Annotated in this window: 24 protein-coding genes; 14 read left to right on the forward strand and 10 right to left on the reverse strand. The window is 70.3% G+C overall.

What is annotated here, in order from left to right; translation table 11 throughout:
- Window positions 1–69: 69 nt before the first annotated feature.
- From CACI_RS36265 to CACI_RS36275, 3 genes are all read right to left on the reverse strand, one after another.
- Window positions 70–459, reverse strand: a complete 390-nt coding sequence (locus tag CACI_RS36265) for a DUF5130 family protein (protein WP_015795892.1) — start codon at window positions 457–459, stop codon at window positions 70–72.
- Entirely contained in the window at window positions 446–859 is a 414-nt protein-coding gene (ctaJ, locus tag CACI_RS51725) for an aa3-type cytochrome oxidase subunit CtaJ (protein ID WP_015795893.1), read from the reverse strand. The genes CACI_RS36265 and ctaJ overlap by 14 nt, the downstream gene beginning before the upstream one ends.
- A 99-nt stretch (window positions 860–958) precedes the next feature.
- Window positions 959–1,501, reverse strand: coding sequence for an HNH endonuclease (locus CACI_RS36275; protein WP_015795894.1), 543 nt, complete (start codon window positions 1,499–1,501; stop codon window positions 959–961).
- Between the two features lie 263 nt (window positions 1,502–1,764).
- Between CACI_RS36275 and CACI_RS36280 the strand changes: the two genes are divergently transcribed.
- The 11 genes from CACI_RS36280 to CACI_RS36330 all read left to right on the forward strand — a co-directional run bounded on the left by CACI_RS36280 (window position 1,765) and on the right by CACI_RS36330 (window position 13,762).
- Complete coding sequence (locus CACI_RS36280) at window positions 1,765–3,894, forward strand: prolyl oligopeptidase family serine peptidase (RefSeq protein ID WP_015795895.1); 2,130 nt, start codon at window positions 1,765–1,767, stop codon at window positions 3,892–3,894.
- A gap of 5 nt (window positions 3,895–3,899) precedes the next feature.
- Entirely contained in the window at window positions 3,900–4,829 is a 930-nt protein-coding gene (locus CACI_RS36285) for an LLM class F420-dependent oxidoreductase (protein WP_015795896.1), read from the forward strand.
- A 152-nt stretch (window positions 4,830–4,981) separates the two neighbouring features.
- Window positions 4,982–5,911: a mechanosensitive ion channel family protein gene (locus CACI_RS36290; protein ID WP_143765530.1), complete on the forward strand. Its 930-nt coding sequence runs from the start codon at window positions 4,982–4,984 to the stop codon at window positions 5,909–5,911.
- A 79-nt stretch (window positions 5,912–5,990) separates the two neighbouring features.
- Window positions 5,991–6,845: an ABC transporter ATP-binding protein gene (locus CACI_RS36295; RefSeq protein WP_015795898.1), complete on the forward strand. Its 855-nt coding sequence runs from the start codon at window positions 5,991–5,993 to the stop codon at window positions 6,843–6,845.
- On the forward strand, window positions 6,842–7,762 hold the full coding sequence (locus CACI_RS36300) for an ABC transporter permease (RefSeq protein ID WP_015795899.1): 921 nt from the start codon (window positions 6,842–6,844) through the stop codon (window positions 7,760–7,762). The genes CACI_RS36295 and CACI_RS36300 overlap by 4 nt, the downstream gene beginning before the upstream one ends.
- Window positions 7,759–9,105, forward strand: a complete 1,347-nt coding sequence (locus tag CACI_RS46550; RefSeq protein ID WP_015795900.1) for a sensor histidine kinase — start codon at window positions 7,759–7,761, stop codon at window positions 9,103–9,105. Before CACI_RS36300 ends, CACI_RS46550 begins: the two co-directional genes overlap by 4 nt.
- The gene (locus tag CACI_RS36310; protein WP_015795901.1) at window positions 9,098–9,733 is read left to right on the forward strand and encodes a response regulator; all 636 of its coding nucleotides are present in this window, start codon (window positions 9,098–9,100) and stop codon (window positions 9,731–9,733) included. The genes CACI_RS46550 and CACI_RS36310 overlap by 8 nt, the downstream gene beginning before the upstream one ends.
- Before the next feature lie 7 nt (window positions 9,734–9,740).
- Window positions 9,741–10,172 carry a TIGR03668 family PPOX class F420-dependent oxidoreductase gene (locus CACI_RS36315; RefSeq protein WP_015795902.1) on the forward strand — a complete coding sequence of 144 codons (432 nt, stop codon included), beginning with the start codon at window positions 9,741–9,743 and terminating at the stop codon, window positions 10,170–10,172.
- A gap of 164 nt (window positions 10,173–10,336) precedes the next feature.
- Window positions 10,337–11,518 carry an ROK family transcriptional regulator gene (locus CACI_RS36320; protein WP_015795903.1) on the forward strand — a complete coding sequence of 394 codons (1,182 nt, stop codon included), beginning with the start codon at window positions 10,337–10,339 and terminating at the stop codon, window positions 11,516–11,518.
- 37 nt (window positions 11,519–11,555) lie between these two features.
- Window positions 11,556–12,824 carry a 6-phospho-beta-glucosidase gene (locus CACI_RS36325; protein ID WP_015795904.1) on the forward strand — a complete coding sequence of 423 codons (1,269 nt, stop codon included), beginning with the start codon at window positions 11,556–11,558 and terminating at the stop codon, window positions 12,822–12,824.
- Complete coding sequence (locus CACI_RS36330) at window positions 12,815–13,762, forward strand: N-acetylglucosamine kinase (protein WP_049871825.1); 948 nt, start codon at window positions 12,815–12,817, stop codon at window positions 13,760–13,762. Before CACI_RS36325 ends, CACI_RS36330 begins: the two co-directional genes overlap by 10 nt.
- 138 nt (window positions 13,763–13,900) lie before the next feature.
- Here the strand turns inward: CACI_RS36330 and CACI_RS36335 are convergent, their stop codons facing one another.
- Both CACI_RS36335 and CACI_RS36340 read right to left on the reverse strand, forming a co-directional pair.
- A complete protein-coding gene (locus tag CACI_RS36335) occupies window positions 13,901–14,329 on the reverse strand; it encodes an OsmC family peroxiredoxin (RefSeq protein WP_015795906.1) in 429 nt (142 codons plus the stop codon).
- A 74-nt stretch (window positions 14,330–14,403) separates the two neighbouring features.
- The gene (locus tag CACI_RS36340; RefSeq protein WP_049871826.1) at window positions 14,404–15,780 is read right to left on the reverse strand and encodes a DUF2079 domain-containing protein; all 1,377 of its coding nucleotides are present in this window, start codon (window positions 15,778–15,780) and stop codon (window positions 14,404–14,406) included.
- 361 nt (window positions 15,781–16,141) lie between these two features.
- Between CACI_RS36340 and CACI_RS36345 the strand changes: the two genes are divergently transcribed.
- A complete protein-coding gene (locus tag CACI_RS36345) occupies window positions 16,142–16,531 on the forward strand; it encodes a globin (RefSeq protein WP_015795908.1) in 390 nt (129 codons plus the stop codon).
- 44 nt (window positions 16,532–16,575) lie between these two features.
- Entirely contained in the window at window positions 16,576–16,929 is a 354-nt protein-coding gene (locus CACI_RS36350; RefSeq protein WP_015795909.1) for a DUF6204 family protein, read from the forward strand.
- A gap of 134 nt (window positions 16,930–17,063) precedes the next feature.
- On the opposite strand, the gene CACI_RS36355 is transcribed toward CACI_RS36350, so the two are convergent.
- Entirely contained in the window at window positions 17,064–17,558 is a 495-nt protein-coding gene (locus CACI_RS36355; protein ID WP_223297354.1) for a MarR family winged helix-turn-helix transcriptional regulator, read from the reverse strand.
- 112 nt (window positions 17,559–17,670) lie between these two features.
- On the opposite strand from CACI_RS36355, the gene CACI_RS36360 reads away from it, so the two are divergent.
- Complete coding sequence (locus CACI_RS36360) at window positions 17,671–18,171, forward strand: YceI family protein (protein ID WP_015795911.1); 501 nt, start codon at window positions 17,671–17,673, stop codon at window positions 18,169–18,171.
- 62 nt (window positions 18,172–18,233) lie between these two features.
- Here the strand turns inward: CACI_RS36360 and CACI_RS36365 are convergent, their stop codons facing one another.
- The 4 genes from CACI_RS36365 to CACI_RS36380 all read right to left on the reverse strand — a co-directional run bounded on the left by CACI_RS36365 (window position 18,234) and on the right by CACI_RS36380 (window position 22,346).
- On the reverse strand, window positions 18,234–18,989 hold the full coding sequence (locus CACI_RS36365) for a hypothetical protein (RefSeq protein WP_015795912.1): 756 nt from the start codon (window positions 18,987–18,989) through the stop codon (window positions 18,234–18,236).
- Entirely contained in the window at window positions 18,986–19,489 is a 504-nt protein-coding gene (locus CACI_RS36370) for an acyl-CoA thioesterase (protein ID WP_015795913.1), read from the reverse strand. The genes CACI_RS36365 and CACI_RS36370 overlap by 4 nt, the downstream gene beginning before the upstream one ends.
- Window positions 19,489–21,153, reverse strand: a complete 1,665-nt coding sequence (gene ettA, locus CACI_RS36375; RefSeq protein WP_015795914.1) for an energy-dependent translational throttle protein EttA — start codon at window positions 21,151–21,153, stop codon at window positions 19,489–19,491. The genes CACI_RS36370 and ettA overlap by 1 nt, the downstream gene beginning before the upstream one ends.
- A 149-nt stretch (window positions 21,154–21,302) precedes the next feature.
- A complete protein-coding gene (locus CACI_RS36380; RefSeq protein ID WP_041540684.1) occupies window positions 21,303–22,346 on the reverse strand; it encodes a phosphodiester glycosidase family protein in 1,044 nt (347 codons plus the stop codon).
- Window positions 22,347–23,240 lie beyond the last annotated feature (894 nt).

Consider the following 23,240-nt stretch of genomic DNA (forward strand, 5'->3'; position numbering starts at 1 on the left):
CCGGGCGGGGAAACCCGCCCGGGCCGCTTCGTCAGCTATGAGCGCTCTACAAACGCGCGGAAGTACCGGCTACGGCTGGTCGCCGTGCAGCACCGGAGCCTTCTGCGCGTGCTCCATCAGCGACCCGAGGCCGTTGACGATGCCGCCGGCGAGGTCGCCGACCGCGAAGGTGGAGGCCATGGCCGCGGCGGCCAGGCCGGCGGCACGGTCGTCCACGCGGCGCTTGGCCTCCACGCCGGTGACGATCTGCAGCTGGTTGCGGCGCGGGTCGACGACGACCAGCACCGCGAGGTCGGCGTCGGCCAGCTGCCGGTGCAGCCGGACCGCCTGGGCGTGCAGGTCGCCCTCGACGGAGCCGACGTAGACCGAGAACTTCAGGCCGCTCTGCTGCTCGGCAGTGGCGATCGCCTTGGCGATGTCCTGCTCCTGACGGGCGCTGAAAGCGTCACCAGCGGGCACTGGCGCCTCCCTCGGTCTGGGCCTCGGAGTAGGCCGTGAGCTCCTTGAGCGAGGTCCCGGTCAGCGCGCGCTCGCCGGACCCGCCGTGCTCCTCGCGCGGGCCGCCGAACCAGACCGGCGAGGCCCACCAGCTGAGCTGGTGCGGCCGGTAGCGGTTGCCGCGGGCGATCGAGGGGGCGAGCACCAGCAGCGCGATGACGCAGAAGACCGCAGCCGGGATGCCGATGTACACGAGGATGGTGGCGACGGCGGACATGCCCTGGCCGGGGTCGTCGCCCGCGTCCCGGTGCAGGGCGAACGCCGGGGACGCCAGCAGCAGGGGCACCGCCGCCAGCGAGCCGAGAGTCGCCGTACGCAACGCCCGGCGCGTCCGCGCTTCGGGGGTGGTCGGTGGTTTCACAATCCCACGGTATCTGACGTGGTCTCACGCTCGAAAAGCAGGGCCGCCCCCGGCGAACCGGGGGCGGCCCTTCAAGCGGTACAGGTCCTGGAGATCAGGTCAGGCGGCCGCGAAAGCACCGTCCACCCCGAGCCCTTTGGGCTCCCCGCCATACGCCTCGAGATAAGGCGACCAGCGCGGATCTTGTCTTCCTGAGGACAGGATCCGCCAAGCCGAACCGGCCGGCTGTGCCGGGGCCCGGCGCATGCGCCACCCCAGGTCCGGCAGCGGACGGTCCGCCTTCACATGGTTGCAGCGGCGGCAGGCGGAGACGACGTTGTCCCAGGCGTGCTGTCCGCCGCGCGAACGCGGGATCACATGGTCGATGCTGGTCGCGGGCGCGTCGCAGTAGACACACCGGCCGCCGTCGCGAGCGAAGATGGCACGGCGCGTCAAGGGCACCGCCCGGCGGTTCGGCACCCGGATGTAGCGGGTGAGCCGGATCACCGAAGGCGCGGGCATCGACCAGGTGGCCGCGTGGAGCAGGTCGCCGGATCCCTCAAGGGTGACGGCCTTGTCGCTGAGGATCAGAACCACTGCGCGGCGTTGGCTCACGACGCATAACGGCTCATATGAAGCGTTCAAAAGAAGTGCGTGCGGCACTGGTGGCCTCCTGACCGAGTCCGACGCGTGGCTCGCGCCGGAGCTAACGTTTCCGCTCCGCCTCCAGTGCACCCGGCGAACGACTGATGCCTCAGCTGACACATCAGCGCATGTCGGAGTGCGTGTCCGCGGATCGGCTCACGGGTAGATCCAGTCTGTCCGCTGTTGTGGTTCCCGCGCTACCAGATTTCACGCACATCTTCAAAATCATGTGTCACGAGCGGGTTAACACAGATCGACCACAAGACATAGTGTTCTGAGGCATGCCGTCTTTTGTATACCCGCAGGCAGAGCGCCTCACCGTGGCAGATCGCCTGCATGGCCGCGACGTCCCCGACCCCTACCGCTGGCTCGAGGACCCGCGGGATCCGCGGACCGTGGCCTGGAGCGAATCCCAGGAGGCGCTGTTCTCCGCCGCGCGCGAGGGCTGGCCGGCCACCCAGAGGTTCGCCGAGCGGATGACCGAGCTGATGGGCACCGGCGACGTCTCGGCGCCCTCCTGGCGCGGCGAGCGCCGTTTCCTGACCCGGCGGCTGCCGGAGCAGGAGCACGCGGTGCTGCTCGCTGTGGAGGCGGACGGAACCGAGCGGGTACTGGTCGACCCGATGGCGCTGGACCCCTCCGGCACCACGACGTTGGACGGCTGGCAGCCCTCGAAGGAAGGCGACCGCCTCGCCTATCAGCTCTCGGAGGGCGGGACCGAGGAGTCGGCCGTCTATGTGATCGACGTCGGCACACTGGAGCGCCTCGAAGGCCCGATCACCCGCGCCCGGTACACGCCGGTGGCCTGGCTGCCCGGCGGCGAGGCCTACTACTACGTCCGCAAGCCGCACCCCGACACCGTTCCCGAGGGGGAGCAACAGTTCCACCGGCGGGTGAAGCTGCACAAGGTCGGGACCGATCCCGAGGTCGAGGACGTCGAGATCTTCGGCGCGGGCCAGCCGAAGACCAGCTACTTCGGGATCTCGGTGACCCTCGACGGCCGCTGGCTGAAGGTGGAGACCTACCCCGGGACGGCTCCGCGCAACGACCTCTATCTCGCCGATCTGACCGCGAGCTCCCCCGAGCGCCCCGTGCTGTCCCCGGTCCAGGTCGGGCTCGACAACCAGACCTCGATCGAGATCTGCGCGCCCGACTCCCCGCTGGCCGGCAGTGTCCTGGTGTGGACCGACCGGGACGCCCCGCGCGGCCGGATCTGCGTGGCCGCGGTCGGTGATCTCGCCTATGAGAACTGGCGAGAGCTGGTCCCTGAGGACCCCGAGGCGGTCCTGGACTCCTACGCGCTGCTGGACGGCCCGGAGTTGGAGCGGCCGCTGCTGGTCGTGGCCCGCACCCGGCACGCGGTCGGCGAGCTGGCGCTGCACGACGCCCGCACCGGCGAGAAGATCGGCGAGATCGCGCTGCCGGGGCTGGGGACGCTGTATGGGCTGAGCACCCGGCCCGAGCGCGGCCACGAGCTGTGGTTCGGCTACACCGACTTCACCACTCCGGTGCAGATCCACCACTTCGACGCCCGCACCGGCCAGACCGCGCTGTGGGAGCGGCCGCCGGCCGAGGTGGAGATCCCGCAGGTCCGCACACGGCAGGTCACGTACGCCTCCAAGGACGGTACTGAGGTGCGGATGTTCGTCATCGAGGGCAGCGAGGAAAGCACCGGTCCCAAGCCGACGATCCTCTACGGCTACGGCGGCTTCAACATCCCGCAGACCCCGGCCTACAGCGCCCGCATCCTGGCCTGGGTCGCAGCAGGCGGCGTCTACGCCGTCGCGAACCTGCGGGGCGGGTCCGAGGAAGGCGAGGAGTGGCACCGCGCCGGGATGATGGAGAACAAGCAGAACGTCTACGACGACTTCCACGCCGCCGGCGACTGGCTGGTCGACAACGGCGTCACCACCCGCGCGCAGCTCGGGATCTTCGGCGGTTCCAACGGCGGGCTGCTGGTCGGCGTGGCGCTGACCCAGCACCCTGAGAAGTACGCGGCCGTGGTCTGCTGGGCGCCGCTGCTGGACATGATCCGCTATGAACAGCACGGCCTCGGCATCACCTGGAACGAGGAGTACGGCACTGTCGAGGACCCCGAGCAGTTCGGCTGGCTGATCGCGTACTCGCCGTACCACAACGTGCACGAGGGCACCGCGTATCCGGCGACGCTGTTCGCCGTCTTCGACAGCGACAGCCGGGTCGACCCGCTGCACGCCCGCAAACTCGCCGCCGCCCTCCAGCACGCCACCTCGGCGCCGATCACGGAGCGTCCGGTGCTGTTCCGCGCGGAGCGCGAGGCCGGCCACGCCGCCCGCAGCGTCTCCAAAACGGTAGGCGTCTACGCCGACATGTGGGGCTTCCTGGCCGCACAGCTCGAACTCGAACTGACACCGCGAGCCATGCCAGTCTGACCCTTATGGATCTTCGAATACTCACCGAACCGCAGCAGGGCGCCTCCTACGACGCCCTGCTGCGGGTCGCCCGCGCCGCCGAGGAGCTGGGCTTCGACGGCTTCTTCCGCTCCGACCACTACCGCGCCGGGGGCGCCGCGGACGGGCTGCCGGGTCCGACCGACTGCTGGACCACGCTGGCCGGGCTGGCGCGCGAGACGTCGCGGATCCGGCTGGGCTCGCTGGTCACGCCGGTGACGTTCCGGCTGCCCGGGCCGCTGGCGATCCAGGTCGCTCAGGTGGACCAGATGTCCGGCGGGCGGATCGAGCTGGGTTTGGGCACCGGCTGGGACGCGGCTGAGCACTCGGCTTACGGGATTCCGTTCCCGGACAACAGGTTCGACCTCCTCGAGGAGCAGCTTCAGATCATCAGAGGGCTCTGGAGCACGCCTGCCGGCCAGACGTACTCGTTCAAGGGCGCGCACTACGAACTCAGCGACTCCCCCGCGCTCCCCAAGCCGGCGCAGAGTCCGCATCCGCCGATCATCGTCGGCGGTCGCGGGCCGAAGCGGACGCCGAGACTGGCCGCGACGTACGCCTCCGAATACAACTCGAACTTCCGGCCCTCGGATCAGGTCGCGGACAGCTATGTCCGGGTGCGGGAGGCGTGCGAGGCGATCGGGCGCGATCCGGACACCTTGACACTGTCCGTGACCATGGTCGTGGCCTGCGGAAGGACCGATGCGGAGATCGCGCGCCGCGCCGAGGCGATCAGCGGGAAGGCCGCCGCGAACCAGATGGTGCTGCGGCTGACGCCCGACCAACTCGTCGAAAAACTTGGCGAATATCACTCCGTCGGGGCGCAGCGCGTCTACCTGCGCACCTTCGATCTCGACGACTTGGATCAGCTGGCATTGATCGCGAACGAGGTACGGCCGCACACGCGGATCCTCTAATGTGGCGATGTTTAAGTACGTCTTTCAAATGAGTCCGTGAGGCCCCGTACCCCGTGTCCGCAGTTTCAGCTATCGTCCTGGCATCCAAGAGCCCGGCGCCGAGCCCGCCGTCGGTCACTCCGACCACCTCGCTCAGTGACAAGGCGAAACACGTGAGCAACTGGTTCAGCGATCACTCGGGCCTGATCGTCTCCCACGCGATCGCCATCGTCGCGATCATCATCGTGGCGATGGTCCTCCGGAACGTCACCCGGACCTTCATCCGCCGGGCCGTGGAGAAGGCCGCGGTGCGCGCCGAGACCAAGCCGGGGCGGTTCCTGGAGGCCGGCCTCCTGATGGGTGCCGAGCGGCGGATGCAGCGCACCCGCGCCCTCGGCGGCGTGCTGGGCAGCATCGCCAGCGTCGCCATCATGATCGTCGCGGCGCTGATGATCATCGACCAGCTGGACATCTCGACCGGGCCGATCCTGGCCTCGGTCGGCGGCCTGTCGGTGGCGATCGGCTTCGGCGCCCGCGACGTGGTCACCGACCTGCTCGCCGGGATCTTCATGATCATGGAGGACCAGTACGGGGTCGGCGACTTCATCGACGCCGGCGACGCCCGGGGCACCGTGGAGGAGGTCGGGCTGCGGATCACCCAGCTGCGCGACATCGACGGCGTAGTCTGGTACGTCCGCAACGGCACGGTCAAGCGGATCGGCAACCAGTCGCAGGGGCACGCGCGCGCCATCGTGGACGTCCCGGTCGCCTACACCGAGAACCCCTCGCGGGTCAGCGACATCATGGTCGAGACCGCGCACCAGCTCTTCGAGGACCCGCTGTGGAAGGCCAGCTTCCTGTCGGAGGCGCCGACCATCGCCGGCATCGAGTCCATCGAGGGCGACCACATGATGATGCGCGTCAGCATGCGCACCGCTCCGCGCACCAGCTCGGAGGTCGCGCGGGAACTGCGCTACCGGCTGCTCGCGGCGTTCGACGAGGCCGGGGTCAAGGTCGGCCTCACCGCGGCCAGCGGGACGAACGGCGCCGAGGACGGCTTGCGGCGGGGCGGAACGGTGCCGGCGCCTACCATCAACCCCTGAAGAGTCCATCGACCGATGGACGCGGGGTTCCATCGGTAGCACCTCATGCCGGAACCGCCTCGGCGGCCACTGTGGAGGCATGACCACAGCACTGCGCGTCAGGGGATTGCGCAAGAACTACGGGGACGCCGAGGCGCTCGCCGGCGTCGATCTGGACGTCGCCGCCGGCGAGGTCTTCGCGCTGCTGGGACCGAACGGCGCGGGCAAGAGCACCGCCGTGGAGATCCTGGAGGGGTTGCGGGGGCGCGACGGCGGCGAGGTGTCGGTGCTGGGCGTGGACCCGGCGCACGCCGACCAGCGGTGGCGGGCCCGGATCGGGGTCGTGCTGCAGGAGGCCAAGGACTTCACGATGCTGCGGGTCGGGGAGGCCGTGCGGCAGTTCGGCGCCTACTACCCGGCGCACCGCGACCCGGAGGAGGTGATCGCGGCGGTCGGGCTCACCGAGCAGACCCGCACCCTCACCTCGCGGCTGTCCGGCGGCCAGCGGCGGCGCCTGGACGTGGCGCTCGGCATCATCGGCGGCCCGGAGCTGCTGTTCCTGGACGAGCCGACGACCGGCTTCGACCCGGCCGCCCGGCGGCAGTTCTGGGAGCTGATCCGTTCGCTGCGCACCGCCGGGACAACGATCCTGCTCACCACGCACTACCTGGACGAGGCCGAGGCGCTCGCCGACCGGGTCGGCGTGCTGGCGCGGGGCCGCCTGGTCGAGGTGAACGCGCCGGAGCGGCTCGGCGGGCGGGACCGGGCCAAGGCGATCGTGTCGTGGGAGGAGGACGGCCGGCGCTGTGAGGAGCACACCGCGGAGCCGACACGCTTCGTCGCGGAGCTCTCGACGCTGTTCCGGGGCGAGATCCCGGGGCTGGCGGTGGTGCGGCCGTCGCTGGAGGACATCTATCTGGGACTGATCGGGGCGCAGGAGGGGAGTGCGCGATGAGCGCGATGACGACGGGACAGGCCGTGGCGGAGCAGGCGGCGGGCCGGACGGCCGGGCAGTCAGTCGAGACGGCGAAAGCCGCGGAGGGGACGACTGAGGCCATGGGACGGCAGCGCGCCACGCTGAGCGAGATCTGGCGGATCGGGCGGATCCGGATGGTGATCGAGGTGGTGCAGCTCAGGCGCAACACCGGGCTGCTGATCTACACCTTCGCGGTGCCGGTGGTGATGCTGCTGCTGTTCGGGTCGATCTTCCGCGGCGACATCGAGGGGACGAGCGCGACCTACCAGCAGGTCTACGTGACCGGGATGACCGGCATGTGCGTCATCAACGGCGCGCTGCAGAACCTCGCCTACCAGGTGGCCGCCGAACGGCACACCAAGGCGCTGAAGCGGCTGCGGACCACGCCGATGCCGGCCGCCTCGTACTTCCTGGGCAAGGTCGCCTCGGTGCTGGCCGCGACGGTCGCGCAGGTCGCCGTGATGCTGCTGGTCGGGGTGACGGTGATGGGATTGAAGCTGCCGACCTCCGTCGGGCCCTGGCTGACCTTCACGTGGGTGCTGCTGCTCGGCTGCACCGCCTGCAGCCTGCTGGGGATCGGGATGAGCGGGCTCATCCGCTCCGAGAACGGCAGCGCGATCGTGTGGCTGCCGGTCATGGTGCTGCAGTTCATCTCGGGGGTGTTCATCGTGTTCTCGCAGCTGCCCAAGCCGGTTCAGCAGGTCGGGGCGGTGTTCCCGATCAAGTGGCTGTGCCAGGGGATGCGCTCGGTGTTCCTGCCCGACTCCTTCAAATACTCCGAGCCCGCGCAGTCCTGGGAGCACGGACGACTTGCTCTGGTGCTGGCGGCCTGGTGTGTGGTCGGCTTGATGCTGTGTCTGAAGACGTTCACGTGGCGGGGAAGGGACGACGGGTGATCCAGCCCGCTACGGCGGTCGGGCCCGAGGGCCGGGCCGCCGTCCCGGCGTCCGCGGTGGCTGCCGCGCCGGTTGCCGCGGCGCCGGTTCAGGACGCCCGGAGCGATGCTCGTCACGATGCCCGCAGCGCCGAGCCGCACGCTGGCGCTGGCGCCGACACCCCGGTCAGCGACACCATCGCGCAAGACGCCCGCGCCTCCTTCCAGTCCTGGAAGCGCATCGCGCGCTGGTGGGCGGTCGGATGGCACTTCGGGCTGGCGATCAGCGTGGTGCTGGTCGCGGTGGAGCACAAGCCGGTATGGCTCTACGGCGCGCTGGCCGGGATGTCGCTGTCCTACCTGCTGCTGCAGCACCGATGGCTGCTCGACCGCGGCAACCCGCGCGCCGTGTACTACCACCTGGCGATCGTGTGCACGCTCTGCTTCGCCATGGTGTGGGCGGACCTGAGCCTGATCTACATGTCCAGCGTCGTGCTCTCGCAGTTCGCCCCGCTGGCCGGCTTCCGGGCCCGGGGCATCGCGATCCTGGCGGCGGCTGCCGCGGTGCTCACCTTCCCGATCGCCGCGAGCGACGGCTTCACCAGCGGAGACCTGGTCGCCTGGGGTCTGACCGCGGTCGGGGCGTTGTTGTTCAACCTGTTCATCGGCCTGTTCTTCGGCGAGATGCTGAACGACCACGACCGGCGCGGCGCGCTGATCCGCGAGCTGGAGGCGACCCGCGCCGAGCTCGAGCGGGCCCACCACGAGGCCGGGGTCCGCGAGGAGCGCGAGCGGCTGGCCCGGGAGATCCACGACACGCTGGCGCAGGGCTTCACCAGCCTGCTGATGCTGGTCCAGGCCGCCGAGGCGACGCTGGACACCGATCCGGCGACCACCCGCGAGCGCCTGGACCTGGCCGCCCGCACCGCGCGCGAGAACCTCGCCGAGGCCAGGGCCCTGATAGGCGGCGACCCGACCGCCGGGCTCCCGCTGGACGCGGCGTTGCAGCGCGCGGCGGCACGGATCGGGGAGGAGCTGGGGATGGCGACCTCGGTCGACATCGGCGGGAGCGCGCGGACGCTGACCGCCACCGTGCAGGTGGTGACGCTGCGGGTGGCGCAGGAGGCGCTGGCGAACGTCCGCAAGCACGCGCGGGCGGCGTCGGTCACGGTGTGGCTGACGTACGGCGCCGACCGGCTGACGCTGGCCGTCGAGGACGACGGCGTCGGGATGCCCGAGGCGCCCTGCGGCGGCTTCGGGATGCGCTCGATGCGCGAGCGTGTGGAACAGGTCGGCGGCGAGCTGACGATCACCAGTGCGCCCGGCGCCGGGACGCGCGTCGAGGCGGAGGTGCCCTATGAGTGAGCAGGCCGGGAATCTCCGAGTCCTGATCGTGGACGACCACCCGGTGGTCCGCGCCGGGCTGACCGGCATGCTGGCCGCCGAACCGGACCTGGACGTGGTCGCCGAGGCCGCCGACGGCGCCGAGGCCGTGCGCCTGGCGCTGGAGCTGGTGCCGGACGTGGTGCTGATGGACCTGCGCATGGCCGGCGTGGACGGCGTCGAGGCCACCGCGCGGCTGGCCGCCGCCGCCCCGGCGATCAGGGTGCTGATCCTGACCACCTACGACACCGACGCCGACATCGTCCGGGCGGTCGAGGCCGGCGCGACCGGCTACCTGCTCAAGGACACCCCGCGTGCGGACCTGGCCGAGGCGGTGCGGCTGGCCGCGCGCGGCGAGACGGTCCTGGCGCCGGCGGTGGCCGCCAAGCTCGTCAGCCGCCTGCGCCAGCCCGCCGCGCAGCCGCTGACGCCGCGCGAGCGCGAGGTGCTGGCGCTGGTCGCCCGCGGACTGGCGAACGCCGAGATCGGCCGCGAGCTGTTCATCAGCGAGGCGACGGTGAAGACGCACCTGGTCCGGGCGTTCGGCAAGCTCGGCGTGGACGACCGCACGGCCGCGGTGACGAAGGCGATGGCCCAGGGCCTGTTGTGATGGGAGCATGACTCCCGAGCAAGCCCGCGCCACTTTCCTGTCCCAGCCGCACGCCGTCCTGGCCACCGCGGACGCTTCAGGCGTCCCTCACCTGGTACCGGTAGTCTTCGCGGCGATCGGTGACAGCCTGGCGCTGGTGGTGGACCACAAGCCCAAGCGCAGCACGGATCTGAAGCGCTTGCGGAACATCGCGGCGAACCCGTACGTCTCCTTGTTGGCGGAGCACTACGACGCCGACTGGAACGCGCTGTGGTGGGCCCGCGCCGACGGCACCGCCCGCGTCAGCCCTCTGACGCCGGAGGTGCTCGCCGCGTTCCGGCGGAAGTACCCGCAGCACGACGCGGCGCCGCCGGCCGGTCCGCAGGTCGTGGTGACGGTCGCGAAGTGGTCGGGCTGGACCGCCGCGGCCCGGCCGGCGGGCGGGACCGGGCCGGCCTGACCCGGCCTGATCCGGTCTGATCCGGTCTGGATCCGGCCCTGATCGGCGCCGTCGGCGGGCACACTCTTGACGGGTGGGGACGGGACCGCTAACCTGCCTTTTCGTTAGTAAACTTTCCTAATAGATGCCCACCGGCACCGGGGAGCGGGGAGGAGAATGCCGCCGTGGCCAATCCCGACACCACCCCCGGCACCCCCCGCCTGCTGCGGTCGATCAACGACCGCTCGGCGCTGGAGCTGCTCCTCGAGCACGGTCCGCTGACCCGTACGCGCATCGGCGCGCTGACCGGGCTGTCCAAGCCCACCGCCAGCCAACTGGTCGACCGGCTGCTGACCGCCGACCTGATCGTCGCCGCCGGCACCGCCGCCGGCGGACCCGGACCCAGCGCGCAGCTGTACGCGGTGAATCCGGCCGCCGGCCACGCCGGCGGGGTCGACGTCACCCACACCCGGGTCACCGCCGCCGTCGCCGACCTGGCCGGCGAGGTGGCCGGCGAGTTCGAGGTCCCGGTCGTCGGCCGGACCGCGGCCGGCAGCGTGGAGCGGGTCCGCGACGCGCTGCACGGCGCCGCCGAGGCCGCCGGGGTCGCCCCCGAAGCGGTGCGGCACGTGGTGATCGGCGTGCCCGGCGCCCCGCATCCGCAGACCGGCCAGCTCGGCTTCGCCCGCGACCTGCCCGGCTGGCACGGCGGCAACCTGTCCCGGCTGCGCGAGCTGCTGGGCGTGCGGGTCGAGGTGGAGAACGACGTCAACCTCGCCGCCATCGCCGAGCAGCACCTGGGCCAGGCCCGCGGCGCCGACGACTTCGTCGTGTTCTGGATGGGCAACGGCATCGGGCTGGCGATCGTGCAGGACGGCCGCTTCGTTCGCGGCGCGACCGGCGGCGCCGGCGAGATCGGCTACATGCCGGTCGCCCTGGATCCGCAGGACCCGCTGACGCGCTCGCCCAAACCGGTGAAGAACACCTTCCAGAACATCGCCGGCCGCCCCGCGGTCCTGCACCTGGCCCGTGAGCACGGCATCCGCGTCGACGACCACTCCGAGGCCGTCCGGCGCGCGGTGGAGACCGGCAGCACCGAGATACTCACCACCCTGGCCCGGCGCGCGGCGCGCGGGCTCGCCCCGGTCCTGGCGGTCCTGGACCCCTCACTCGTGGTCCTGTCCGGCGGCACCCTGCGCGCCGGCGGCGACCTCCTCAAAGACCTGATCACGCACGAGCTGCACGCCGTGGCGGTCCCCCGCCCCACGCTCGCGGTGTCCACCGTGGAGGGCAACCCGGTCCTGGCCGGAGCCATCCACGCGGCGCTGCGGACGGTGCGCGAAGACCTCTTCAACCGCGGGGTGTAGCCGTGCATGGACGTTTGGACCGGGACAGGAGCCTGATATGAAACTCGCCGTCGTAGGCGGAGGATCGACGTATACGCCGGAGCTGGTGGACGGCTTCGCACGGCTGCGCGACACCCTGCCGCTCACCGAGCTCGCCTTGATCGACCCGGCCGCGGACCGGGTGGAGCTGATCGGCGGGCTGGCCCGCCGGATCTTCGCCAAGCAGGGGCATCCCGGCACCGTCACCACGCACACCGAGCTGGAGTCCGGCATCGAGGGTGCGGACGCGGTGCTCATCCAGCTGCGGGTCGGCGGTCAGACGATCCGGAACGTCGATGAGACGTTCCCGCTGGAGTTCTGCTGCGTCGGCCAGGAGACCACCGGCGCCGGCGGCTTCGCCAAGGCGCTGCGGACCGTGCCGGTGGTGCTGGACATCGCCGAGCGCGTCCGGCGAATAGCCCCGCAGGCCTGGATCATCGACTTCACCAACCCGGTCGGTATCGTCACCCGCGCGCTGCTGGACGCCGGGCACCGCGCCGTCGGGCTGTGCAACGTGGCCATCGGCTTCCAGCGCCGCGCCGCCGCGCACCTGGGCGTGCAGCCCTCGCGCATCAAGCTCGACCACGTCGGTCTCAACCACCTGACCTGGGAGCGCGGCTTCTACCTCGACGGCGAGGACTTCCTGCCGAAGTACCTCAGCGAGTCGCTCGAGGAGATCTCGCACGACATCGAGCTGCCGGCCGAGCTGATCCAGCGGCTCGCCGCGATCCCCTCCTACTACCTGCGCTACTTCTACGCCCACGACATCGTGGTGAAGGAGCAGATCGACCAGGTCGCCAAGGGCGAGAACCGCGCCAAGGCGGTCGCCGCGGTCGAGGCCGAACTCCTGGCGCAGTACGCGGACCCGACGCTGGACACCAAGCCGGAGGCGCTGAGCAAGCGCGGCGGGGCGTTCTACTCCGAGGCGGCAGTCGAGCTGCTGGCCTCGCTGCACGGCGACCTCGGCGAAGAATTGGTCGTCAACGTCCGCAACGCGGGCACCTTCCCCTTCCTGGCCGACGACGCGGTGATCGAGGTCCCGGCGATCGTCGACGCCTCCGGGGTGCGCCCGGCGCCGTTGCGCGCGCCGATCGAGCCGCTGTACCGCGGGCTCATCGGACACGTTTCCGCCTACGAGGAGCTGGCCGTGGAGGCCGCGATCAAGGGCGGCGTGGAGCGGGTCCGCACCGCCCTGCTCGCGCACCCCCTGATCGGTCAGGCGGACCTGGCGGACAAGCTGGCCGACTCCCTGGTCGCCAAGAACCGCAGCTTCCTGCCGTGGGCGTGACCCGGGCGGCCGTCCTGGCGATCGACGGCGGGAACAGCAAGACAGAAGTGGCACTGGCGGCGGCGGACGGCACGGTCCTGGCCTGCGTGCAGGTCGGCGGCTTCACGCCGCACCTGGACGGCATGGCCGGCGCGGTCTCGGTGGCCGGGCAGGGCGTGGCGCTGATCCGCGCCGAGCTGGGGCTGGCGGCGGACGAGCCGCTGGCCGAGCTGCTCGCCGCCTACGTCGCCGGCGCCGACTTCCCGGTCGAGGTCGAGGCGCTGACCGCGGAGTTCGCCGCGCGCGGCTGGGCCGAGCGCACCATCGTGGACAACGACTCGTTCGCGCTGATGCGGTCCGGGACGTCGCGGCCGTGGGGTGTCGCCGTGGTCTGCGGCGCGGGCATGAACTGCGTCGGCATAGCGCCCGACGGCCGGCACGCGCGCTTCCCGGCGATCGGCACAGTCTCCGGCGACTGGGGCGGCGGACCGGGTATCGGCGAGACCGCGCACTGGTTCGCGGTGCGCGCCGAGGACGGCCGCGGCGCGCCGACCGTGCTGCGCAAGGCGGTGGCCGAGTACTTCGGCTGCGCCTCGATGGCCGAGCTGGTGGAGTCGATCCACTTCGGGCGGATCGCCGACGACCGGTTCGGGGAGCTGGCGCCGCTGGTGTTCGAGGTCGCCGGGCTCGGCGACGAGGTGGCGCTGTCGATCGTGGAGCGGCTGGCCGACGAGGTGTGCGCCTTCGCCTTCGCCGCGATGGGCCGGCTGGACCTGATGGACGCCGAGGTCGAGGTGGTGCTCGGCGGCGGGGTCCTGCGGGCGCGCCAGCCGCTGCTGACGGCCGGGATCGAGCGGCGGTTCGCGGCGCGGGCGCCGAAGGCGGTGCTCACCTTGACCACCGACCGGCCGATCCAGGGCGCGGTGCTGCTGGGGCTGGACGAGCTGGCCCGGCGGTAGCCGCCGAGATGTACGGACCCCGGCACGCCGGAGTTCGTCTCCTGAGATGGCTGAGGTCCCTGTCGCTGAGACAGGGACCTCAGTCATGCGTGCGGCGAACGCACCGGCGAACGAACCACTGGACGAACTCAGACGAGCTCAGACGAGCGCGGCGTCCAGGGTGATCGACGGGACGGCAGCCAGCGCCTTGGACACCGGGCAGTTCGCCTTGGCGTTCTCGGCGGCGGCCTGGAAGTCCTCGGCGCTCAGGCCGGGCACGTCCGCGCGGACCACGAGGCGGATGCCGGTGATGCCCTCGCCGGGCTGGAAGTCGACCTCGGCGTGGGTGTCGACGCTGTTCGGCGGGGTCCCGGCGCCGGCCAGGCCGTGCGAGAGCGCCATCGAGTAGCAGGTGGCGTGCGCGGCGGCGATCAGCTCTTCGGGGCTGGTCTCCTTGGCCTCGTCGGTCGCGCGCGACGCCCAGGTGACGTCGAAGGTCCCGCTTTTCGACGAGGCCAGCGTGACGTTGCCCTTGCCGTCGAGGAGGCTGCCCTCCCAGTGCGTGTCGGCCTTACGAGTAGTCGCCATGGGTGTCCCTACCTTCTTCCTTGCAACAGTCGAAAGCTCCTGACGCGATCCTCTCACGCGGTCGGCGGGCGTGCTCAGCCAGTCCGTTTGAACACGAACACGTTGTCCGCCGTGTCGGCGAACACCTCCTGGTAGGAGTAGCCGGGGTGCCGCGCGACGACGAAGTCCTGCGCCGTGGCCTGCCCGCCCCACCCCGCGCGGTCGATGTCGAAGGCCACGTAGTCGGGCGGCACGACGATGTTCGCGTTGCCGATCCACAGCGTCTCGTCGCGCGCGGCGAGCGCGGGCAGCATCTCGACCGTGGTCTCGACGGTGACGTTCGACGGGATCGCGGCTTCGGCACGCTTGATCGCCTTGGCGCGCGGGCTGGGGTACCAGGTCTGGTGGTGCAGCAGGTCCTGGAGCGGGAAGGACTGCGTCAGCGCGGCGGCGACCGCGAGCATGGCGACGGCGCCGTGCTTGACCTGGGCGTCGCCGATGGTGCGCAGCCAGGACTTGGGTTCGGGAAAGCGGCTCGGGTGAGCGGCTTCGCGTTCCCGGGATTCCTTCATCAGGACCAGGCCGTGGATCGCGGCGGCGAAGACCACGACCATCGGGACGACGCTGTAGTGGAAGTTCGTGCCCCAGTAGGACGGCATGACGTTGACGAACCGGGCCACCAGCGCCGGGACCGCCAGCAGGGCCAGCGGGGAGCGCAAGGCGATGAAGGCGACCGGGAGCAGGGTCATCAGCACCGTGCTCTCCTTGTCGCCGAGTCCGTTCACGAACTGTTGGGGAACACAGGTGAGGAGCTTCCCAACGCCGCTGTGGAGTTTGGGGTCAAGGCAGCCGCCCTCGTTCCAGTACTCGTAGACGCCGTTCGGGTTGAAGCGCGGTATGACGATCTTGACGAGGAACGAGGTCGTCAGCGCTCCTAGGGCGACCCCACAGGCGAGGACACCGGCTTGGACGACAGTGCGTCGTGGGAAGCCGGTGCGGGCTATGACCATCGCGATGATGATCGGGACGAGCAGCGCGAGGTCTTCTTTGACGAACAGGAGCGGTAGCGCCCACAGGATGGTTTTGCGGTATTCGCCGCGTATATACGCGCAGAGGCTGAACGCTATAGGGGGGACCGCGAAGGAGACCTCATGGAAGTCGAAGTTCGCGGCCTGGACGACGCCCCAGGACAAGCCGTAGGCGATTCCTATGGCGTATCCCTGGTAGCGGCCCACAAGGTCCATCGCAGTCCGTGTGAGCGGTACGGCGGGCAGTGCGAGGAGTACGGACTGCGCCACCAGGAGAGTGACCGGCGAGGGGAAGACGCGGAAGAACGGTGCCAGGAGCATCAGGATCGGATGCCAGTGGTCGCCCAGGAGGTTCATCTCCTGACCGCGGATGCCGACCATCGGTGCTTGGAAGTGCGCGTAGCCGCGGACTGCTTCGGTGAAGATGCCCAGGTCCCAGGACATCGACTCACGGCGCTCGTAGCGGAGTATCGAGATCAGTGCGTACAGGACGAAGGCGCCGGAGGCTATGAGCCAGGGGGCGGCGCGGGCGACCTTGCTGGGGGGTTCCGTTCTGGTGCGTCTAGGTAAGACGTACTGCGAGTCCTCTAGAGAGGAATTCGCTATAGCGTTTCCGCCCTGTGAGGCGTCTTCCTCTGAATCCGACGGACCGGCCGGGAGCGGCGCTAAGCGCGGTGGCGGCAGCTGGAGTTCCGGGGGACCGACCGCATGTGATGCTTTCGCGAACCCCGTATCCAGCGCTTTTGAGTCCCCCGGCATGGATGAAGCATAGAACCCGCTCCGCGCGCGGTGGGAAGATGGTCGGGTGAGTGATCGCGAGGAACCCGTCACGTTCTACGAGGCGGTCGGCGGCGCGCCGACCTTCCGGAAGCTGGTCGCGCGCTTCTACGAAGGCGTAGCGACCGACCCCCTACTGCGGCCGATGTATCCCGAGGAGGACCTCGAACCTGCCGAGGAACGCCTGCGCATGTTCCTGGAGCAGTACTGGGGCGGCCCCACGACATACTCGGAGCAGCGCGGGCATCCGCGCCTGCGCATGCGCCACTTCCCCTTCAAGGTGGACCCGGCCGCGCGCGACGCATGGCTGACCCACATGCGGGTCGCGGTGGACGAACTGGAACTGCCGCCCCTGTACGCGGCGGAGCTGTGGGACTACCTGCTCCGCGCGGCGCACAGCATGGTCAACGCGGAGTAGAAACCCATTCGTGGCGCCGGCCGCGCCGGTTTAAGGTCGGCGCCATGAACGAACGCACCTTCCGGGTCATGGTCCGCGGCTCCTTCGACGCCCTGACCGAGGACCAGCGCACCGCCCTGCTCGCCGACGCGGCGGAGCACGACGTGCTGAACGCGGCGTTCACCGCGGAGGGGCACCTGACGTATGACCTGGCGATGCGGCCGTTCTTCACGTTCCGCTACCTGGAGCACGGCGAGCGCGAGGAGGACATCGCCGCCGCCGGCGAGAGCGCGCGGACCAAGGCCGAGCAGTGGCTCGACGAGCGCGGCTACGGGTACAAAGGACTGAAGGTCAGCGCGGAGGACATGGCGCTGATGCCTTTGGCGAAGCGGCAGCGGAAGGCTCAGGCGGCCGGGTAGCGGATGGCAACCACGTAGCGGATGGCAGTCAGCTGTCCGCCTGATCTTCGCTGATCTCCGCCGACCACCGCTGACCAACCCAGCTGGTCACGGACTACTGATACCTGATACCCGTCAGCCTCGCCTGACGCCTTCTAGCACTCCCCGCCGCTCCCAGGATCCAGCCCGACCACCGACTCCACCAGCGCTGCGAACCCGTCCGCCCCCATCGGCCCGACCGCGCGCTCACGCAGCGCCGCCAAGAAGGTCCGGATCGCCTCGCTGGCGACTTCGAACCCGTGGTCGGTCAGCGTCACCAGGATCACCCGGCGGTCGGCGGCTGAGGGCCCGCGCTCGATCATCCCGGCCTCGGCGAGGCGGTCCGCGACCTTGGTCGTGCCGGCCGTGGAGAAGCCGAGGATCGCCGAGAGCTGGCTCATCTTCGCCGTGTACTCCGGGCTGCTGACCAGATACCACAGCGCCTGGAAGGCCGAGGGCGCCACGCCGGTCCGGGCCTCGACGTCGTCGAGCAGGCGCCCGTTCAGCCGCCGGAACGCCCCCTGGAGGTGGTTCCACTGCTGAAGCAACGCCAGGTCCGCCACCGAGGGGCAGGTCCCTTCACCCCCGCTGTGCCCATCCGTCCCGTTCACGTTGACCAGGATAGGCCACCGAGCTACTATCTCGCCAGCTAGATAATTACTGGCGAGAAGATAGCGTGTTGCCTATCTGCTCGGCCGTCCGCAAGCTTTCAAGGAGCCCGTCATGAGCGAGAAGTGGACCCTCGACCCCTCCGGCCACGAGGTGGCGTTCAAGAACAAGACCTTCTGGGGACTGGCCACGGTCCGCGGCGTGTTCAAGACCGTGCACGCCGAGGGGGTGCTGGACGAGGACGGCACCGGCGAGGGCGTCGTGACCGTCGAGTCCGCCTCGCTCGACACCGGTCTGGGCAAGCGCGACACCCACCTGCGCTCGGGCGACTTCTTCGACGTCGAGCGCCACCCGACGTTCCAGTTCGTGGTGGACCGCATAGGTCCGGTGACCACAGCCAGCTCCGAGACCCAGGTGCGAGGCACGCTGAAGGTCCGCGACATCGTCAAGCCTCTGACCTTCATCGCGCACGCCGAACAGCGCGGCGACTCGGTCACCCTGACCGCGACGATCCCCTACGTCCGCGCGGACTTCGAGATGACGTGGAACCAGCTCGGCATGATGGCCGGCAAGGGCGAGATCAGCGTGAAGCTGCGGTTCACGCGGCAGGGCTGACCTTGTAGGGCTGATCTGGAAGGGCTGACTCGGCAGGGCTGGCCCGACAGAGCTGCTGACCCTCAGGCGAGCAGGCCGGACCCGGTCCGCAGCACTATTGTCCCGAACGGCGCGTCCAACCGCAGCCACCGGCCCGCCGACCGCACCACGGCCGACGCCGACTGCGCCTGCCCGAGGAACGCCATGGCCCGCGCGGCGTGCGCGGCCCGCACCGGCAGCCCGAACGTCAGCGGCCGGTCCCAGATCTCCGCGGCGATGCGGTCGACCGCCACCCGCGTCCGCTCCCGGTCTGCGATCGCCTCGGCGCGCTCCTTGAACTCGGCGATGCCGGCCAGCGCGGCCGTCTCCACCTCCGCGACCGGCAGCTCGCCGACCGTCTGCCAGCCGACGCGCGGCGGCAGGAACCCGGTCCAGGACGTCGCGCCGGCCAGCGGCCGGGGCAGGGACAGCGAGCCGTCGTCGGCGATCGCGTGGAGCAGGTCGCCGGCTGAGACGGTGATATCCAGGTCGATGGCGATGTCGCTGTCGGCGTCGGTTCCGGCGGCGGTGTCGGCATCAGTATCGGTGTCGGCATCAGTATCGGTGTCGGCATCGGCGTCCCCGGCGACGGGAGCCGTGGACTCGCCGGCGCCGAGAGCGACCGTGCGCAGCGTCAGCACGTCGAACGGCGGCCGTCCGTACACCCCGACCGTCGGGCCCGAGGCCACGACCCGCACCGCCGCCGCCTTGTCGAACCGCAGCAGCCGGCTCAGGTATCCGCCGAGGTCGGCGGCCTCGTCCGCACCGGCCAGCAGGAGCTCGGAGACGTGCGCGCTCACGCTTCCACCGGGGTGTAGTACTCGGCGAGGTAGTCCTTCTCGACCTGCGACAGCCGCCGCAGGTGGTTTCCCTCGATGTTGAACGGCACGAGGACCGAGGAGGCGGTCGCGTAGACGCCATCGTCGTCGCAGACCTCGTAGGCCACGGTGAACTTCGCCGTCGCGATGGCGGTCACCCAGACCTCGACCCGCACCGGCTCGGGCCGGTAGACCAGCGGGCGCCGGTATTCGATCTCGTGCTTGGCCACCACCGTGCCGAACGTGGCGAAGCCCTCCACCCCGGCCTCGGAGGCGCGGCGGAACATCCAGTCCACGCGCGCCTCCTCCAGGTACCGGAGGTAGACCACGTTGTTCACGTGCTGGTAGGCGTCCATGTCCGACCACCGCAGCGGGCACAGGTAGACATGCCGCCGTCCCGGCCCGGCCGGCGCTGGGGGCGCCGTCCGGGAGCGGGAGGCGGTCGTCGTGCCGCCTGTGCTGGTCTGGCCGGTGCCGCTCATCAGTCGCGCGTCAGCTTCCGGTAGGTGGCGCGGTGCGGGCGCAGCGACTCCGGGCCGAGGCGCTCGGCCTTGTTCTTCTCATAGCCCTCGAAGTTGCCCTCGTACCAGAACCACTTCGAGTCGCCCTCCCACGCCAGGATGTGCGTGGCGACCCGGTCCAGGAACCAGCGGTCGTGGGAGATGACCACGGCGCAGCCGGGGAAGTCCAGCAGCGCGTTCTCCAGGGACGTCAGCGTCTCCACGTCCAGGTCGTTGGTCGGCTCGTCGAGCAGCAGCAGGTTGCCGCCCTGCTTCAGGGTCAGCGCCAGGTTCAGCCGGTTGCGCTCGCCGCCGGAGAGCACGCCGGCCGGCTTCTGCTGGTCCGGGCCCTTGAAGCCGAACGCCGAGACGTAGGCCCGCGAGGGCATCTCGACCTGGCCGACCTTGATGTAGTCCAGGCCGTCGGAGACGACCTCCCACAGCGACTTCTTCGGGTCGATGCCGGCGCGGTTCTGGTCGACGTAGGAGATCGAGACGGTCTCGCCGATCTTGACCGAGCCGCCGTCCGCCTGCTCCATGCCCACCATGGTCTTGAACAGCGTGGTCTTGCCCGCGCCGTTCGGACCGACGACGCCCACGATGCCGTTGCGCGGCAGCGTGAAGGACAGGTCGTCGATCAGGACCCGGTCGTCGAAGCCCTTGACCAGGTCGGAGACCTCGATCACGACGCTGCCCAGACGCGGGCCCGGCGGGATCTGGATCTCCTCGAAGTCGAGCTTGCGGATCTTGTCCGCCTCAGCGGCCATCTCCTCGTAGCGGGCCAGCCGCGCCTTGCTCTTGACCTGGCGCGCCTTGGCGTTGGAGCGAACCCACTCCAGCTCTTCCTTCAGGCGCTTCTGCCGCTTGACGTCCTTCTGCCCCTCGACCCGCATGCGCGAGGCCTTGGTCTCCAGGTACGTCGAGTAGTTGCCCTCGTAGGGGTAGGCCCGGCCGCGGTCCAGCTCCAGGATCCACTGCGCGACGTTGTCCAGGAAGTACCGGTCGTGGGTGACGGCGACCACGGTCCCGGCGTACTTCTCCAGGTGCTGCTCCAGCCAGTTCACCGACTCGGCGTCCAGGTGGTTGGTGGGCTCGTCGAGCAGCAGCAGGTCCGGCGCCTCCAGCAGCAGCCGGCACAGCGCCACCCGCCGCTTCTCGCCACCGGAGAGCACCTTGACGTCGGCGTCCCCGGGCGGGCAGCGCAGAGCGTCCATCGCCTGCTCGATCTGGGAGTCCAGCTCCCAGGCATTGCGGTGGTCCAGCTCGTCCTGCAGCTTGCCCATCTCCGCGAGCAGCTCGTCGGAGTAGTCGGTGGCCATCTGCTCGGCGATCTCGTTGAACCGCTTGAGCAGGTCCAGGGTCTCCTTGACGGCCTCCTGGACGTTCTCCAGCACGTTCTTCGACTCGTCCAGCGGAGGCTCCTGCAGCAGGATGCCGACGGAGGCGCCAGGGGCGAGGTTGGCGTCACCGTTCGACGCCGTCTCCAGCCCAGCCATGATCTTCAGCACGGTCGACTTACCCGCACCGTTCGGACCGACGACGCCGATCTTCGCCCCCGGCAGGAACGACAAGGTCACGTCGTCGAGGATGACCTTGTCGCCGTGGGCCTTGCGCGCCTTGCGCAGGGTGTAAATGTACTCCGCCATAACCTAGAGCTTAGTTGCCGCGGGTTAATGGTTTTGACGCCGTCACTCGGAAGGCGGGGATGTGACGGGGGTCACGGCGGCCGCTTCGCGTTCTCAGCACTCTGATTCTGCCGCCTCCGCACCGCGCACACTGGACCCACCCCGCCGCTTCAGCAGGCCAGCGGCCCACCGAGCGTGTCGCCACCCGGCCGCGAACGCGTCACACCCGCGGGATCAACGCACGCGCCGCCCTGCGCACCGGTGGCGCGCGCGTAGACGGCGACGAAATCGCGAGCGGAATGACTGAAGTACCGCTCGGCGGAGCGCGGGTAGTCACCCCACTTGAAGGGACGCGGATCACCGGGGTTGCCCGAGGAGTCATACGCCATGAAGGACGGCCAGCTGATGTTGATGTCGAGCTCCATCGCCCGCACGGCGCCGGCCCGCTGCAGCGCCGTGGCCAGCGAACGCGGCGACATCGTCGGCCCGAGGGCGAAGACCACATCGCCATCAGCAGTCACCCCGACACCCGAGCGCCGCACATAGGTGGCACCGCCATCGGTAACACCCCAGGTGAACAGCGAGTCGATGTCCCCAGCGATCCGCCCGCCGTCTACCATCAGCTGCCGCTGCTGCCGCACCCCGACGACGTCCGACCCGAGCGTCACATCACGACCCCACACACCAACCGTGAACGACCCATCCCGCCGAAACACCTCAGCCGCAACACCGGGAACGAGCGGACCATGCTGCTTCCCGTCGAGGTAGAAGCCGCCACCGGAGTCACCCATAAGGAAGCCGCCATTCCACGTGGCGACAAGCCCACCGCGCCGATCGCGCGGCAGCATGTCCGGCTGCGACCAACTGCCGCCAGGCTGCGCATACCCAGGATGCAGCTCGAAGCGCGCGGCGGACTGCTTGATCCACGCGATGGCCACCGGCGCAGAAGTACCGGCAGCATGCAGGAACGTGCCCTGGACCACGGGCTCACCACGGGAGTCGGTGGCAAGCGCGCGCCACTGGCCTTCGTTCGGAAACGCCCGAGCCGCAGCCACGACGAGCGGAGCCTGGAGCGGGTACGTGCGCCGCGGACTCGTGGGCGCGACGGCAGGCTTCACCGCCGCACGGTGCGCTGTGCTGGAGGCGAGCGCCTGTGTCGGCGCCGACTCCGGCGAGGAGTACGCGCACACACCACCGGCCACCGCCGCGGCCACGGCGGTACCAACCGCCAATCCTGGAATCCAACGCGCACGCCCGCGCTTCATGTCACCCACTGCGATCTTCTGCCCGGCGCCAGCGGTGGACAGACGGCGCCGAATGGCTGACGTGGCAGGGCCGGGCAGGATGATCCAAGACGGCACGGCACGGCAGCGACGCACCGCAGCGCGAAGCCATAGCGCGGCTCGAGGCACCACAGGGCGGCACAGCGCCAAGCCGCAGTTTGGCTCAAGCCGGAGTCGCCGCAGCGCGAAGCATGGCGGCGCGAGGCGGCTGCGGCGTGCGACTGCGGCTGCGCGCCGCTTAGTTCAAGCCAAAATCACCGCAGCGGGAAGCACGGCGGCGCGAGATGGTTGCGGCGTGCGGCTACGGCTGCGCGCCACAGCTTGGCTCAAGCCAAAAGTTCCGCAGCGCGGAGCACGGCGGCGCGAGGCGGCAGCAGCGTGCGACTGCGGCGTGCGGCTTCGGCGTGCAGCTTCGGCGGCGCGCCGCTTAGTTCAAGCCGGAATCACCGCAGCGGGAAGCATGGCGACGCGAGTCGGCTGCGGTATGCGGCCGTGGCTGCGCGCCACAGCTTGGCTCAAGCCAAAAGTTCCGCAGCGCGGAGCACGGCGGCGCGAGGCGGCAGCAGCGTGCGACTGCGGCTCCGGCTGGGCGCCACAGTTCGGCTCAAGCCGGAGTCACCGCAGCGCGAAGCATGGCGGCGCGAGGCGGCAGCGGCGTGCGGCTGCGGCGCGAGTCGGCAGCGGCAGCGGCGACTCGGGCGGGATGTTGTTGCTTGACAGTTTTCTCCTTATCCCCCGCCCCCATCCCACCTGCTATTTGGCGCGCGCGGGCACGCTGCATGGAGCAGTCAGCGTCAGCCGACTGCCGTCTCACCGGGCGCGGTC

It is taken from the genome of Catenulispora acidiphila DSM 44928 (assembly GCF_000024025.1).
Lineage (GTDB): Bacteria > Actinomycetota > Actinomycetes > Streptomycetales > Catenulisporaceae > Catenulispora > Catenulispora acidiphila.

Coding starts and splice junctions, on each gene's coding strand:
- CACI_RS36340 (WP_049871826.1), bottom strand. CDS start 15,780: ATGTCCTGGGACCTGGGCATCTTCACCGAAGCAGTCCGCGGCTACGCG.
- CACI_RS36350 (WP_015795909.1), top strand. CDS start 16,576: ATGAACGAACGCACCTTCCGGGTCATGGTCCGCGGCTCCTTCGACGCC.
- CACI_RS36325 (WP_015795904.1), top strand. CDS start 11,556: ATGAAACTCGCCGTCGTAGGCGGAGGATCGACGTATACGCCGGAGCTG.
- CACI_RS36335 (WP_015795906.1), bottom strand. CDS start 14,329: ATGGCGACTACTCGTAAGGCCGACACGCACTGGGAGGGCAGCCTCCTC.
- CACI_RS36295 (WP_015795898.1), top strand. CDS start 5,991: ATGACCACAGCACTGCGCGTCAGGGGATTGCGCAAGAACTACGGGGAC.
- CACI_RS36310 (WP_015795901.1), top strand. CDS start 9,098: ATGAGTGAGCAGGCCGGGAATCTCCGAGTCCTGATCGTGGACGACCAC.
- CACI_RS36315 (WP_015795902.1), top strand. CDS start 9,741: ATGACTCCCGAGCAAGCCCGCGCCACTTTCCTGTCCCAGCCGCACGCC.
- CACI_RS36300 (WP_015795899.1), top strand. CDS start 6,842: ATGAGCGCGATGACGACGGGACAGGCCGTGGCGGAGCAGGCGGCGGGC.
- CACI_RS36285 (WP_015795896.1), top strand. CDS start 3,900: ATGGATCTTCGAATACTCACCGAACCGCAGCAGGGCGCCTCCTACGAC.
- CACI_RS36280 (WP_015795895.1), top strand. CDS start 1,765: ATGCCGTCTTTTGTATACCCGCAGGCAGAGCGCCTCACCGTGGCAGAT.
- CACI_RS36370 (WP_015795913.1), bottom strand. CDS start 19,489: ATGAGCGGCACCGGCCAGACCAGCACAGGCGGCACGACGACCGCCTCC.
- ettA (WP_015795914.1), bottom strand. CDS start 21,153: ATGGCGGAGTACATTTACACCCTGCGCAAGGCGCGCAAGGCCCACGGC.
- CACI_RS36360 (WP_015795911.1), top strand. CDS start 17,671: ATGAGCGAGAAGTGGACCCTCGACCCCTCCGGCCACGAGGTGGCGTTC.